The organism is Kitasatospora sp. NPDC048286, assembly GCF_043201735.1.
Taxonomy (GTDB): Bacteria; Actinomycetota; Actinomycetes; order Streptomycetales; family Streptomycetaceae; genus Kitasatospora.
The window spans coordinates 443,533-456,555 of sequence record NZ_JBICZE010000003.1; the positions used below are offsets into that span (position 1 = coordinate 443,533).

The following is a 13,023-nucleotide window of genomic DNA, read 5'->3' on the forward strand; positions in this document are numbered from 1 at the left end:
GTCCGTCCGGTGACGAGTCCGTCCTCATGGCGATGGTGGGGGCCGCTGCCCCGCCCGGCCCTGCCCCCGGCGGTGCGTCGGGGGCAGGGCGGCCTGTCCGGCGTCAGTCCTGCGGCACGACCAGGGCGATCGCGAGCGGCCGGTCCCCGGCGTTGCGGCCGGCCTCGACGGTGTGTACGCCCGGGTTGACGCGCCAGGCGCGGGCGGCGGTGTCCCAGCTCTCCACGGCTCGGCGCGGGACGGTGATCCGCGCGGTGGCGACGGCGCCCGGCGCGGCCTCGACCACCGCGAAGCCGGCCAGCTGGCGGTCCGGGCGGCTGCGGTCGGAGCCGTCGGTGGCGAGGTAGACCTGCACCACCTCGCGCCCGGGGCGCTCGCCGGTGTTGCGCAGCCGTACGGTCACCTCGGCGAGCGCGTCGGCGGTGCCGTCCAGCAGCCGTGCCTCCAGGCTCTCGTAGGACCAGGCGGTGTAGCCCTCGCCGGCTCCGAACCAGTACGCGGGTGTGGCGCCGGCCCGGCGCTGCCAGGCGCGGTAGCCGATGAACAGGCCCTCGCTGTAGTCGAGCCGGCCGTCGGTCGGCGTGACCTCCCGGACCGGGCTGTCGGCCTCCTCGGCGGGCCAGGTGGTGGGCAGCCGGCCGGCCGGCTCGACCGTGCCGAGCAGGACGTCGGCCAGCGCCTCGCCGGCCTGCTGGCCGGGGAACCAGCCGAGCAGCACGGCCGCCACATCCTCGCGCCAGGGCATCAGGACCGGGGCGCCGGCGTTGACGACCACCACGGTGCGCGGGTTGGCGGCCGCGACCCGGGCCACCAGTTCGTCCTGGCGGCCGGGCAGCCGCAGGCCGGCCCGGTCCACGCCCTCGCTCTCCACCTCCTCGGTGGTGCCGACCACGACCACCGCGACCTCGGCGTCGCGAGCGGCCGCGACGGCCTGCTCGATCAGCTCCTCCGCGGAGGCGGCCGGCTCGGCGTAGCCGAGGGTGAAGGAGACCAGGCCGAAGCCGGCGAAGTCGCCCGCCTCCGGCATGGTGTACGTCAGCGTGACCGCGACCTGTCGGCCCTCGGCGAGGTCCAGTTCGACGCGGCGCTCCGGCGGGTTGAGGAAGGCCGCGGCCGGGTCCTCGCCCTCGGCGTGCAGCAGGCCGTCGAAGAGCACCTGGCCGTCCGCTTCCAGCCGGAACCGGCCGACGCCGCGGACGGCCAGCTGGTGCCGCCCGGCCGCGCCGGCGGTCAGGGTGCCGGTCAGCCGGACCTCGCCGAGGTCCTCGAAGGGAACTCCGCCGGGCAGGGCGCCGAGCCAGCGGACACCGCCGTCGGCCAGCGCGGTCGCGCCCAGGGAGTCCTCGGCGCCGCGTAGTTCGGCCCGGCACGGGAAGGCGGCCGGGGGGAGGAAGGTCCGTGGGTCGGCGCCGACCGCGTGGACCAGGCGGGTGCGGTCGCCCAGCGCGGTGCGCAGGCCGTCCAACGGGGTGACCAGCGCGGTCGGGAAGACCTGGGCGCTGCCGCCGCCGCCGATCCGGGGCTCGGCCGCGGCCGCGCCGAGCAGCGCCAGCGAGGCGGGGGCAGGACCCAGCGGCAGCACGCCGCCCTCGTTGCGCAGCAGGACGAAGGAGCGCGCCGCCAGCTCGCGCACCAGCGCCTCGCCGTCGATCAGCGCGGGCAGGTCCGCCGCCGGGACGGCGGCCGGCGCGCCGGCCAGCAGGCCGACCCGGGCGGCCAGCCGCAGGACCCGGCGGGCCATGTCGTCGACCACGGTCTCGGGCACCAGGCCCTCGTGGACGGCCCGCACCAGGTGCTCGCCGTAGACGGTGGCCGGGCCCGGCATCGCGATGTCGAGGCCGCCGAGCGCGGCCCGAACGGTGTCGCGGGCCCCGGTCCAGTCCGAGACCAGGATGCCGTCGAAGCCCCACTCCTCGCGCAGCACCGTGGTGTTGAGCTCGGTGTGCTCGCTCATGGTCGGGCCGTTGACGGCGTTGTACGCGGCCATCAGGCCCCACGGGTGGGCCTTCTTCACGATGGCCTCGAACGGCGCGAGGTACAGCTCGCGCAGGGTGCGCTCGTCCACCCGGACGTCGACGGTGTACCGGTCGGTCTCCGAGTCGTTGGCGACGAAGTGCTTGGGCGTGGTGCCGACCCCGCCGTCCTGGACGCCGGAGACCAGGGCGGCCCCGATCTCGCCGGTGAGCAGCGGGTCCTCCGAGTAGCACTCGAAGTGACGTCCGCCGAGCGGGCTGCGGTGCAGGTTGACGGTCGGCGCGAGGACCACGTGGGCGCCCTTGCGCCGGGCCTCCTGGGCGAGCAGCCGGCCGGCCCGGCGGACCAGGTCGAGGTCCCAGGTGGCGGCGAGCGCGGTCGGCGAGGGCAGGGCGACGGACGGGGCGTCCGGGGTCCACTGCTCGCCGCGCACGCCGGCCGGGCCGTCGGACATCACCAGCCGGCCGAGGCCGATCTCCTCGTCGGCCGGCAGCGACCACATGTCGGCCCCGGCGAGCAGGGCGACCTTCGCGGGCAGGTCCAGCCGTGCGAGGGCGGTCTCGACGGCGGCCGCACGCCGGGCGTCGGCGGTCACGGCGGTCTCCCTGAGGTTGTTCTCCTTGCGGTTCACGGTTCAGATCCACCCTTCCAGCGCGGCCATGAAGCCGGCGTGGTCGTCCCGGTGGACGGTGTGCCCGGCGCCCGGCACGGTGCGCACCTCGAAGCCGCGCCCGCGCAGCAGCTCGGCGTCGGAGGGGGTCACCAGGAAGCTCCGGTCGGCCAGGACCACCAGGGACGGTACGGCGGGGGCGGCCGGCAGGCCGGCCTCCTGGCCGGGCATGGCCAGGGCGGAGTCCGGGTCCCAGAGGGCGAGGGTGGCGAGCTCGACGTCGATGTCGGCCTCCTCCCAGCGCGGGTTGAGGGCGGCGACCTGGTCCCGGGTGGCGTTGCGGAACTCCACGAACATCGCCGGGTCGACCCCCTCGGCCTGCGCGAACTGCCAGGCCGGGTCGACGTAGACGGCGCGGGCCGGCTTCAGCCGTTCGACGGCGCGCAGCAGCGTGATGCCGCCGAGCGAGTGCCCGATGGCCAGCTCGGCCCCGGCGGGCAGGGTCTCGACCAGGTCCTCGGCGTAGGCGTCCAGGGCGTAGCGCTCCTGCGGGGTGTCACCGGTGCCGCGCGGGCTCAGCCCGTGGCCGCGCTGGTCGACGGAGATGACCCGGTAGCCGCGTTCGGCCAGGGCCGGGCCGATCCGCCGCCAGGTGCGGTGGTCGGACATGATGCCGTGCACCAGGAGCGCGACTCGGTCTCCGGTGCCCCACTCGTGGGTGTGCAGCTTCATAGAGGAGAAACCTTTCTGGTGAATGACCGGAAGTTGGGCTAGCGGACGCCTCGGATCGGGCGGACCGCCAGGGCGCCGGCCGCCGCGAGTGCGGCGCCGAGCAGGAACAGGGGGGTGTAGCCGCCGAGGCCGACCACGGCGGAGGCCACGAAGGGCGCGACGATCTGCGGCCCGGCGTTGGCGATGTTGAGGACGCCCATGTCGCGGGCGGCGTCCTCGGCCTTGGGCAGCACCATGGTGACCAGTGCGGTGTCGACGGCCATGAAGCAGCCGAACGCGAGGCCGTTGACGGCGGAGAAGACGATCATGGCGGGCCAGGTGGGGCTGATCACCGGGATCAGCAGGGCGATCCCGGAGAGCGCCGCCGAGAGCGAGACGAACAGCTTGCGGCGGTCCAGTCGGTCCGAGAGCACCCCGCCGACGACGGTGGAGACGGCCATGGCGACCGAGGAGACCGGGGTGAGGATCGCGATCGCGCTCTCGGGGGAGAGGCCGCCGGGCAGGTCGACGTGGTCCTGGAGGATGTACAGCTGGTAGCCGACGACGGCGAAGTAGCCCAGGACCAGCAGTGCCCGGCCGATGAACGCCCAGCGGAAGTCCGGCACGCGCAGCACGCCGAGGAAGGCCGCGGCCTGCTCGCGCAGCGGCGCGGGCTGCTTGGCGGGCATGCGGCGCTCGCGGGCGAGGCCGCTGAAGAGCGCGGCGGCCAGGGCGACCAGCAGTCCGAGCACGAGGTAACCGGTGCCGACGCGGTCGGAGAAGGCGGAGGCCACCAGCACGCCGAGGGTGGAGCCGACCGGCAGGCCGAGTCCGACGGCGGCGGAGGCGGTGCCCCGGCGCTGCGCCGGGACGCGGTCGGGCACCACCGAGGTGAGCGCGGCCTGGTAGAAGTTCATCGCCGCCTGGCCGAGGCACCAGGCGATGCAGACCAGCAGCACCGAGTTCACGCTGCCGAGCAGGGCCATGGCGGCCACCGTGGCCAGGCCGCCGCCCAGGATCCACGGGTTGCGCCGGCCGGAGCGGTCGGACAGGGCACCGGCGAACGGGTTGAAGAAGGTGGCGAAGATCGCGGCCACGCCGCTGACCAGGCCGAGATTGGCCACCTTGGAGGCCGGGTCGAGGTGCTCGATGTGCAGCGGCAGCAGCACGCTGCCGACGCCGAGGTAGAGCGCGTACATCGCCGTGTTGCCGGCGAAGAGCAGCGGCAGCAGGCCGCGGGTGGCGGGCGCCGGGTCGTCCGTACGGACTCTCGGGCCGTCCTGCGGCACGTCGCGGGCGGGGGAAAGGGCCACATTGCCCTCCGGGAGGGAGTGCCCGGCGGTCGGGTGGGGACCGGGCGGCGGATCTGGAATGAGGTTACACGTGTAACGGTTACTCGTGTAACCAGCTGTTTAGCAGGGGATTCCACCCCACGGCCAGAGTCGGCCGTGAAAAGATTCGAACCGTTATGAACAGCGACCGCACCGAACCCAGCGCCCCGCCGCCCGCCAGCGCTCCGCCGCCCACCAGCGCCGATGTCGCCCGGCTGGCCGGCGTCTCCCGCGCCACGGTCTCCTTCGTGCTCAACAACACGGCCGGCGGCCGGGTCAGCGAGCAGACCCGGGCCAAGGTCAGGGCCGCCGCCGACGGGCTCGGCTACGTCCCGCACGCCGCGGCCCGCTCGCTGCGGGCCGGCCGCACGGGCCTGGTGCTCCTGGCCGGCGCCTCGGCACCGATCGGCCCGTTGTTCAGCGGCTTCCACCGTGAGCTGCAGGAGGCCCTGAAGCGCCGGGGCTACACCGGGGTCCTGCACGGCTCCACCCCGGGCGGCGGCGAGGACGCCGCCCGTGCCTGGGCCGAGCTCCGGCCCACGGCCGTGCTCTGCCTCACGCCCGGACTCACCCCCGACGGCGTGCGGATCCTGCGGCGCTCCGGCACCCGGGCGGTGGTCACCCTCGGGGCCCCGCCGGTGCCCGGCGCGCACGCGCTGATCATGGACCAACGTGAGGTCGGCGTCAGTGCCGTCGCCCACTTGCTGGACCGTGGCCGCCGCCGGATCGGCGTCGTCATGCCGACCGACCCGGGGCTCGCCCTCTTCAGCGACCCCCGGCTGGCCGGCGCCCGGAGCGCCGCCGCATCGGCGGGCTCCGGTGCCCTGGTCGAGCCGCTGCCGCTGGACTACACCGAGGAGTCCGCCGCCGAACTCGCCGTCCGGTGCCGCGAACTCGCCCTGGACGGACTGTTCGGCTACAACGACGAGTACGCGATGCTCGCCCTGCGCGCCTTGCAGGACGCCGGTCTGGACGTCCCCGGGGCGGTGGCCCTGGTCGGCGCCGACGACCTGCTGCTCGCCCGGCTGCTGCGGCCCCGGCTGAGCTCGGTCCGGATGAGGCTGCCGTCCGGCGAGGAGCTGGCCGAGCTCGTCGACCGCGTGGTCGCCGACCCGGAGGCGCCCCCGCTCAGCCGGGAGCTGATGACCATCGAGCTGATCGCCCGCGACTCCTCGTAGAACCCTCCTCGAACTTCCGTCGCCGGCCGGCGGGGACCGCCCCCGGGTGCGTGGGCGCCCGGGGGCGGTGTGTTGACGGACCGTCGACGGCCGATCGCCGAAGGGCCGGCGGTGCGACCGGAAGGCTCCGAAGGGTGGGGTGGTCGCGGCTTGATGCCGTGACCACCCCCACCCTTCGTCCTGCGGAGATCGTCTTCGTCGGCGAGCTCGTCGGCTCAGGCGTCGAGTGGCGAACGATCACCGGGCTCACTTACGGCGCGGGTCTCGTCGGAGGGCTGGGACGCGTCGGTTCCTCCGGCGCAAAAGGGGAAACGGCCCCACCGCCCAACTGCGGTGGGGCCGCCTTCATTTCAGGAGCGGGGCGTCAGTGCCGGTGGCTCCGACGGCGGGAGGCGAGGACGAGGGCCGCGCCGCCGAGGACGACGGCGGCGCCGATGCCGCCGATCAGCGCGACCTGGCTGCCCGTCGCGGCGAGGCCGCCGCCACCGTTGCTGCCGGCGCCCGGCTGCTGCGTGCCGGTGGGCGCCGGGTGGGAGCTGTGGCTGCCGGTCGCCGTCGCCGAGGGCGAGGACGTCGGGGACGGCGTCGACGTGGTCACCGTCACCGTGGCGGTGCACTCGCCGGCGGTCGGGCCGGCCGGGCAGTTGCCGCCGGGGCGGTCGGACACCACGGTGTTGCGCAGCGTGTGGTCCCCGGCGGCCGGGTCCTTCACCTTCACCGTGTACGTCACCCGGGCGCTGCCGCCGACCGGCAGGTCGCCGGTCCAGCCGAGCACCGGCTGGGTGTAGGACACCTTGCCGGAGGTGGCGGTGGCGTCACCGTTGTACGTGGCGTCGTCGAGGACGGCGCTCAGGTCGTCGGTGACGTTCAGCCCGGTGATCGGGGCGTTCCCGGTGTTGGTGATGTCCACCTGGTACTTCACGGTGTCACCGGGCAGGGCCTGGGCCTTGTCGGCGGTCTTGGCGAGCCGGTAGCCGGCGTGCTCGGAGACGGTGTTGCGCACGGTGTTGCTGGTGCGCTGCTGGTCGCGGCCGGTCTGGGCGCCGCGGTAGGCGAGCGAGGAGGTGTTGTCGAGCTTGGTGCCCGGCGCGAGCCCGGCGTCGACCCGGGCGCGGAAGGACACGGTGGTCTCGGCGCCCGGCGCGAGGTCGGCGGCAGTGCAGGTGACGTTGCGTCCGTTGGCGGTGCAGCCGGGGCCGGAGCCGTCGACGTAGCTGGTGCCGGCGGGCAGCGCGTCGGTCAGGGTGACGCCGGTGGCGGTGTCGAGGTCGGCGGTGCCGCCGTCCTTGTGCCGGTTGGCGACGGTGAAGGTGTAGGTGATCTCGGCGCCGGGGTCGACGGTGCCGGGCGGGTTGTTCGTGGTGGAGCCGGCCGGCTTGTTGGCCTTGGTGATCTGCAGATCCGGTTCGAGCGCGTCGACGGCGAGCCAGGCCGCCTGCGGGTGCAGCGCGTCGCCCGCGCCGTTGATCCGGAGCGCGGCCTGGGTGCTGCCGGCGGGGATCTTGCCGGTGACGTCGATCATCCGGGCGTCGTAGCCGTAGTTGTTGACCGGCGCGGGGTCGCGGGTCGTGATGTTGCTGCCCGTCCCGTTCGCCGTGACGTGGTCGATCCGGCTGCTGAAGGCGTTGTCGGTGGCGACGCCGGCGGGGCCGGGCATCGACAGCAGCGTCAGGTTGTCGGTCGAGGAACCGACCAGCAGCTGGTCGCCCTGGATCGGTGCGTCGCCGTCGCCGACGGTGACCCCCATGGTGGCCCGCGGGGCCGTGGCGGGCGTGTGGATGCCGGAGAGGGTGAGCGTCGCCAGGTTGTCGGGGTGGCGCAGCAGCTGGAAGCCGTCCCAGACTTGGAGGTAGCGCAGCGGCTCCGCCTGGTTCTCGTAGGCCACCACCAGTGACCAGCCGCCCCAGCAGCCCACGTTGTTGCCGCCGTAGTTCTGCGCGGAGGAACGTCCGGCGCACGCCTGGATGTTCGCGACGGTGTAGTTGCCCGGGCCGGCGGCCTTCACCTGGGCGGTGACGTCCTTCACGCCCGCCCCGGCGAGCAGCGGCTCCGGCGGGTTGCCGCCGACCTTCTGGTCGAACCAGTCGTAGGTGTCGGCGGTGAGCTGCTCGTAGGAGGAGCCGCCCGGGACCTTCCAGGACACCTTGTTGCCGGTGTCGATGTCCCCTGAGGTGCCGCCCGCGTTGCTGGTGTTGGTCGGGTTGAACTGCCAGTACAGACGGGCCGACAGCACCTGGGACCCGGCCGGGATCGTCAGCTGCGCGGAGGACGCGTTGTTGCCGGGCGCGTTCGGGTCGGTCTTCACGTACTTGGTGCGGTTGTTGTTGGTGCCCTCGGTGTCGTTGCAGACCGAGCCGTCGCTGTCGTCGCAGGTCAGCACCGAGTTGGACGCCATGGTGAGGTTGCCGTGCGCGAGCAGGTCCACCGTCGGGGCCGGGCCGATCGGCCGCTGGGCGCCGGTCCCCCGAGCGGCCTTGCCCGCCGGGGCCTTGTCCGCGGCCGTGGCGGCCGACGCGGACGGGGCGACGAGCGCCGCGGACGGGGCGAACGCGAGCGCCGAGGCGGCGAGAACCCCGAGGACCGCCCTGCCGGGCAGACGCCGGGACCGGCGTTGGGCTGCCGGGCGTTCGCCGCCGGTGGCGGAGGATATGCGGTCTCTCATGGGGGACTCCAGGAGTTGTTCGGGGGTTCAGGAGGGTGAGGTTGCGCCCGCCGGGGGGAATCATGACGATACGTCCGGATTCGACCGGGCCCAATAATATGTCACATTCCTTTGTTCATTGCTCAACAGTTTTCGCCGCAGCCACTGAGCGGGAGTCCGGGAAAACCCGGTGGCCGCGCCAGATCCCTTGGCGTCGGCATGAGGAGATGAGCGGCGAACGCGCGATCGACCCCGTCGACACCCGCGACCGCGCCGCGCCGACCGCCGCCGTGGCGGCCGGCGTGGAGCCCAAGTGGCCGATGTTCCGGGGGCATCGGGAGCAGCGCGACGGGGAGCTCGGGGCCGGGGTGCTGAGCCAGTGGTGGCCCGCGCACCCGTTCACCGTCAACGGCGTCGAGTACGACCGCCGAGCGCTGGACGACGGCGGCAAGGCTCGGATGTTCGGCGACGAGAAGACGCCCGCCCGGATCCTCGCGGCGATCAGCCCCGCCGAGGCCGAGGAACTGGGCCGCCAGGTCCGGGAGTTCGACGGCGCGACGTGGAACGCCGGGCGGTTCGAACCGGTCGTCGCGGACAACGTGATGAGCGACGCGGAGTGGGCCGTCGTGCGGGACGCGACGCCCGCCGTCGGCCGGCTTGTCGAGCCAGGCCGGTATCTCGTCCGGCAGGTGCGGATGGACCGGATCCAACCGGAACCTCAGGGGCCGTCACGCCTGCGAGGAAACCGAACAGGATCGCCGCACCGGAAGTCCACGAAGCTCGCGAACAGGCCCGCCACGAGCACTCGTCCCAGCGCATTCCCGTCGAGCACGCCCTCGCCGACCACAAGCGACGGAAGGGACCGGCCGGCCGGACCCACCGCCGCGACACCCTCCCAGCCACCTACCGCGCTGTCGCCGGTCTCGTTTCCGACCGCGGCGCCGGCAGCTGACAACGGCCCGTGCCCAGGCCGTCACATCGTCGCCGCAATCACGCAAAGGTCCGGGCCGTGGGGTAGGAGGCCGCCTACCTCGAACTCGGGTACCGCGTCGTGGCCACCTCGCGCACCGTCCCCGCGTCGCAGGACCCGGATCTCCTCACCGTTCAGGGGGACATCGCCGACCCCGCGACCGTGCGACGTGTCCTCAGCGGCGGCGTGTCGGAAGGCCCCGGCGGACGTCCTTTGATATCCCGTTACCGCGTCGAGCGGAGCGGCTCCGGGACGGCTGCCGTGTGACAGGCGGGCCGGACGGCTGGACTTGGCCGCGCATTCGTGTCCGCGAGAGAAGGGCAACGACCATGGGCAGCATCTGGGACTACTACAACACGCAATCCCGGACCGACCCGGAGCTGGGCCGCGTCGAGCAGGAACTGCTCGACGAACTCGACGAACTCGGCGAACAGCAGGAGAGCGACGAGCAGCTGGGCTGACTCCGGTCCGTCGCACGGTCGTCGCGCGCCCCGGCAGGCAGCGCGCGACGACCGTTCCCTTCCGTGCCGGTCCGCCCCGGGAAGGTACCGATCACGATGCCCCTGTCCGCAACCTCAAGCCCTTCGGCGGTGTCGCCGTCGTACGGCGAACGCGACGTCCGGCCGGAGGACGCCTGGCAGCACGGCACGGAGGCCGCCCGCGAGCTCGGTCTGACCTTCTCGCTCGCCCCGGTGCCCGCCGACGACCTCGGGGCCTGGTCCTGCACCCTGTACCGGGGCGGCCTGAAGGTGCCCGGCGGCCGCGGCTTCGGCAAGGGAAGTGAGCCCGCCGCCCGGGTCGGGTCCCTGTTCGAAGCCCTGGAGCACCACCTCACCGCCCAACTGCCGCCTGCCGACGAGGTGTTCCTCCACGGTGCCGACGAGATCGCCGCCGGGCCGCTGGCGGGCGAGGCGGCGGCGGCACTGCTCGCCGAGGGCCCGGCCCTGCCGATGGCCTGCGTGCGGTACCGGAGCCTGGCCGACGACAGCGAACTCGCCGTGCCGCTGTTCTGGAACACCCCCGACTACCTCACCGACCAGGGGCAGGCACGCGCCGCCCACGGAGACACCTACCCCTACGGAGCGGTGACCCGGTACGCAATGAACAACGGCTGGGCCGCAGGCACCACACCCACCGAAGCCCTGCTCCACGCCGTCAACGAGATCGTCGAACGGGACGCCATGTCCCTGCTGCTCGTCGACCAGTTCCTCACCCGCACCCCGCACACCCTGCGAGTGGTGGACCCCCGCACCCTCCCCACCGACCTGCGGGCCTGCCACCGCACCGCCGAGACCCGCGTCGGACAGCCGGTCTCGCTCCTGGACGCCACCACGGACCTCGGCGTTCCCGTCTACTGGGCCTACACCCCCGCCGCCGCCGGAACACCGGCGCGCATCCGGGGCGCGGGCGCCTCCCTCTCACCCCGCTGCGCCGCCGAACGCGCCCTGACCGAGCTCGTCCAGATCCACAGCACCGCCACCGCGCTCGCGGTCCGCCCCGCACCGGGGCACACCCGGCGCCATCCGGCCCTTCACCGCTGCCACCTGGCCGACTTCTCCACCGCCCTGCCGCACGCCACCGTCATCCCTTTCGCCGACCGGCCCGCCCCGGCGACCCCGCGGGCCCACCTGGCGGTGCTGCTCCGGACCCTGTCCCGCCGGGGCTTCACCGCCTACGCCCGCCGGCACCACGTCGGCGCGCACCTGGCCGTCGTCAACGTCGTTGTTCCCGGCCTGGAACGTTTCGTCCTCGTCACCGACGGCCAGCTCGTCCTGCCGGGACGACGAGGCCTCGACCGCCACCGGCAGCGGCGGGCTGCGACGACACCGAGGCAGGTCCTTCCCTCCGCCCCGCCCGACCGGAATCGGTGACCATGACCAGGGCCTCCTTCAGGCGAAGCCCGCGCCGGAGCCGGGCGCGTCGCCGCTCGTCCTGCTCGGCCTGGGCGACGACTTCCACCATGTGGTCGGGCAGGTAGGCCCGCGCGTTCGGCACCGATCCGGCGGCGGCCGTCGACCACCAGGTGGCGATCGGCGAGCCAAGCAGCGCCCTCACCGCAGCCGCGCAGGACCGGCAGCTGCCCGGGTAGGCCGCCGACGCCGGCCACACCAAGGATGTCCACTGGCGCCAGGCCCACCAGGCCCACCAGGCGCCGCTGGAGTCCATCGCCCGCCACCACCACGGCCTCCTGCCCGACGGGGAACCGGACGGCCGGTCGTGGTGATCACCAGCACCCGGAGCACGGAAGAATGGGGCAGGTGACCAGCAGCCAGCCCCTGCCCCGGGGCCTCACCGCCCTGATCCCCGACGCCCGCGCCCAGGCCACCCCCGGCGAGCGCGCCACCTCCCAGCTCCTCCACCTGCGCGAGGCCACCGTCCCGGTGCCTGTCCTCGCCGCGGCCGCCGAGCTGATCGCCCCGCAGCTCAAGGACCCGGACCCGGTGACCCAGGACGCGGCCGCCGCCGTCCACGCCCGCCTGCTCGCCGCCATCGAGGGCGCCGCCCCCGGCCGGTAGCCGACCGCCGCGAGAAGCACGTCGCGGTAGTGGTGGTCGAAGAACAGGACGGCCTGAAGGTCGAGCCGCCGACCGAGCAGCCGTGAGCGCCAACGACCTGACCCGCGCCCTACGCTGATGGCCGGGCCCCTCGCGATGCGGGCGTGAGGGCCCGGCCTTCTTGCCCGGCGGTCACCAGCCGGTCGCTTCGTGGAGCCGGTCGCCAGTGCAGCCGGCCGGGACCGCTGAGACGGGGGCGCCCACAGGGCCCTGCCGCGGAAGGCACCGGCCATCGCGGGGACATAGCCGGTCTGCTCCGCAGCCCCGGTGGTGATGGGGCTACCGTGCCCCGGAATGCTGGACCCGCCCGAGGCCCGTGAACAGGCCCGGGGCAGCCATGCTCCACACCATGGCGCAGCACCATCTGCGGACGGTGATCACCTTCCACCACTGCACCATCGAGGCGCAGGCCTACGCCGAGGGCCTGCCCGCGGTCGCCGCCAAGCTGCACGCCGCAGACCCCGAGCTGTACCCGGAGCGGATCCGGGCGGACTGGCTCAAGGGCGAACACGCCGGCGAGCGGCGCGCCCGGGTACTCGCCGAGTTCGCGCGCAGCGCGCGACGGGCCGTGCTGTCGACTGCCGGGTCCTGGGCGAGGGGGTCGACATCCGGGCCGTCGACAGCGTCGCTCTGGTGGACCCGAAGGGGGCACCGCACGACATCGTGCAGGCGATCGGGCGGGCGCTGCGGCAGCAGCCGAACGAGGGGAAGCCGGCGTCGCTGATCGTCCCGGTGTTCCTCAAGGAAGGTGAGCGGTCGCAGGACAAGGGCCCGTGGTGACCCGGCGGCGGGCCCAGATGGTCCTGCTTTCCGCTCAAGGCATGCCAGTGGCGAAGATCGCCGACGTGACGTTCACCAGCGCTGACCGCCCGGATCGCCCCTCGGTGTTCACCAGCCGTCGGTGAGCCGGAAGGGGCGTGTGAAGGAGGCTCCGCCCGTGTTGACCCACTCGTGGAGGACGCCGTAGGTGTCGTTGCGGGCGATGAGGTCGGCGTGGCCGGTGCCGCGGAAGTTCCCGGCGACCGTCTGGGAGAACGGGCCCCAGCCGTCGGT

Annotated in this window: 9 protein-coding genes and 2 pseudogenes; 7 read left to right on the forward strand and 4 right to left on the reverse strand. The window is 74.0% G+C overall.

Translation table 11 applies throughout. The annotated features are described in order from the left end of the window. Positions 1–103: 103 nt before the first annotated feature. Genes ACGF13_RS09360 through ACGF13_RS09370 form a run of 3 tightly spaced genes read right to left on the reverse strand, consistent with a single transcriptional unit; the run spans position 104 to position 4,608 of the window. Positions 104–2,605 (reverse strand): beta-glucosidase, encoded by a 2,502-nt coding sequence (locus ACGF13_RS09360; protein WP_392870939.1) that lies wholly within the window; start codon positions 2,603–2,605, stop codon positions 104–106. Positions 2,606–2,608: 3 nt separating this feature from the next. Beyond that, positions 2,609–3,316, reverse strand: coding sequence for an alpha/beta fold hydrolase (locus ACGF13_RS09365; protein WP_392870942.1), 708 nt, complete (start codon positions 3,314–3,316; stop codon positions 2,609–2,611). A 38-nt stretch (positions 3,317–3,354) separates the two neighbouring features. Further along, the gene (locus ACGF13_RS09370; RefSeq protein WP_392870945.1) at positions 3,355–4,608 is read right to left on the reverse strand and encodes an MFS transporter; all 1,254 of its coding nucleotides are present in this window, start codon (positions 4,606–4,608) and stop codon (positions 3,355–3,357) included. 155 nt (positions 4,609–4,763) lie between these two features. On the opposite strand from ACGF13_RS09370, the gene ACGF13_RS09375 reads away from it, so the two are divergent. Then, positions 4,764–5,804, forward strand: coding sequence for a LacI family DNA-binding transcriptional regulator (locus ACGF13_RS09375; protein WP_392870948.1), 1,041 nt, complete (start codon positions 4,764–4,766; stop codon positions 5,802–5,804). 364 nt (positions 5,805–6,168) lie between these two features. On the opposite strand, the gene ACGF13_RS09380 is transcribed toward ACGF13_RS09375, so the two are convergent. Further along, positions 6,169–8,466, reverse strand: coding sequence for a hypothetical protein (locus tag ACGF13_RS09380; RefSeq protein WP_392870951.1), 2,298 nt, complete (start codon positions 8,464–8,466; stop codon positions 6,169–6,171). Positions 8,467–9,169: 703 nt separating this feature from the next. Between ACGF13_RS09380 and ACGF13_RS09385 the strand changes: the two are divergent. From ACGF13_RS09385 to ACGF13_RS09410, 6 genes and pseudogenes are all read left to right on the forward strand, one after another. Further along, a pseudogene (locus ACGF13_RS09385) lies at positions 9,170–9,397 on the forward strand (IS5/IS1182 family transposase); the annotation flags it as partial. A gap of 347 nt (positions 9,398–9,744) precedes the next feature. Beyond that, positions 9,745–9,876 (forward strand): hypothetical protein, encoded by a 132-nt coding sequence (locus ACGF13_RS09390; RefSeq protein WP_392870954.1) that lies wholly within the window; start codon positions 9,745–9,747, stop codon positions 9,874–9,876. A 96-nt stretch (positions 9,877–9,972) separates the two neighbouring features. Next, positions 9,973–11,286 (forward strand): YcaO-like family protein, encoded by a 1,314-nt coding sequence (locus ACGF13_RS09395; RefSeq protein ID WP_392870957.1) that lies wholly within the window; start codon positions 9,973–9,975, stop codon positions 11,284–11,286. A gap of 387 nt (positions 11,287–11,673) precedes the next feature. After that, the gene (locus tag ACGF13_RS09400; RefSeq protein WP_392870960.1) at positions 11,674–11,931 is read left to right on the forward strand and encodes a hypothetical protein; all 258 of its coding nucleotides are present in this window, start codon (positions 11,674–11,676) and stop codon (positions 11,929–11,931) included. 333 nt (positions 11,932–12,264) lie between these two features. Then, on the forward strand, positions 12,265–12,750 hold the full coding sequence (locus tag ACGF13_RS09405; protein WP_392870963.1) for a helicase-related protein: 486 nt from the start codon (positions 12,265–12,267) through the stop codon (positions 12,748–12,750). A gap of 17 nt (positions 12,751–12,767) precedes the next feature. Further along, positions 12,768–12,839 (forward strand): annotated as a pseudogene (locus ACGF13_RS09410) (helix-turn-helix domain-containing protein); the annotation flags it as partial. Positions 12,840–13,023 lie beyond the last annotated feature (184 nt).

Excerpts from the sequence above, each read along its gene's own strand:
- ACGF13_RS09375 (WP_392870948.1), top strand. The coding sequence starts at position 4,764 with ATGAACAGCGACCGCACCGAACCCAGCGCCCCGCCGCCCGCCAGCGCT.
- ACGF13_RS09405 (WP_392870963.1), top strand. The coding sequence starts at position 12,265 with ATGCTGGACCCGCCCGAGGCCCGTGAACAGGCCCGGGGCAGCCATGCT.
- ACGF13_RS09395 (WP_392870957.1), top strand. The coding sequence starts at position 9,973 with ATGCCCCTGTCCGCAACCTCAAGCCCTTCGGCGGTGTCGCCGTCGTAC.
- ACGF13_RS09380 (WP_392870951.1), bottom strand. The coding sequence starts at position 8,466 with ATGAGAGACCGCATATCCTCCGCCACCGGCGGCGAACGCCCGGCAGCC.
- ACGF13_RS09365 (WP_392870942.1), bottom strand. The coding sequence starts at position 3,316 with ATGAAGCTGCACACCCACGAGTGGGGCACCGGAGACCGAGTCGCGCTC.
- ACGF13_RS09390 (WP_392870954.1), top strand. The coding sequence starts at position 9,745 with ATGGGCAGCATCTGGGACTACTACAACACGCAATCCCGGACCGACCCG.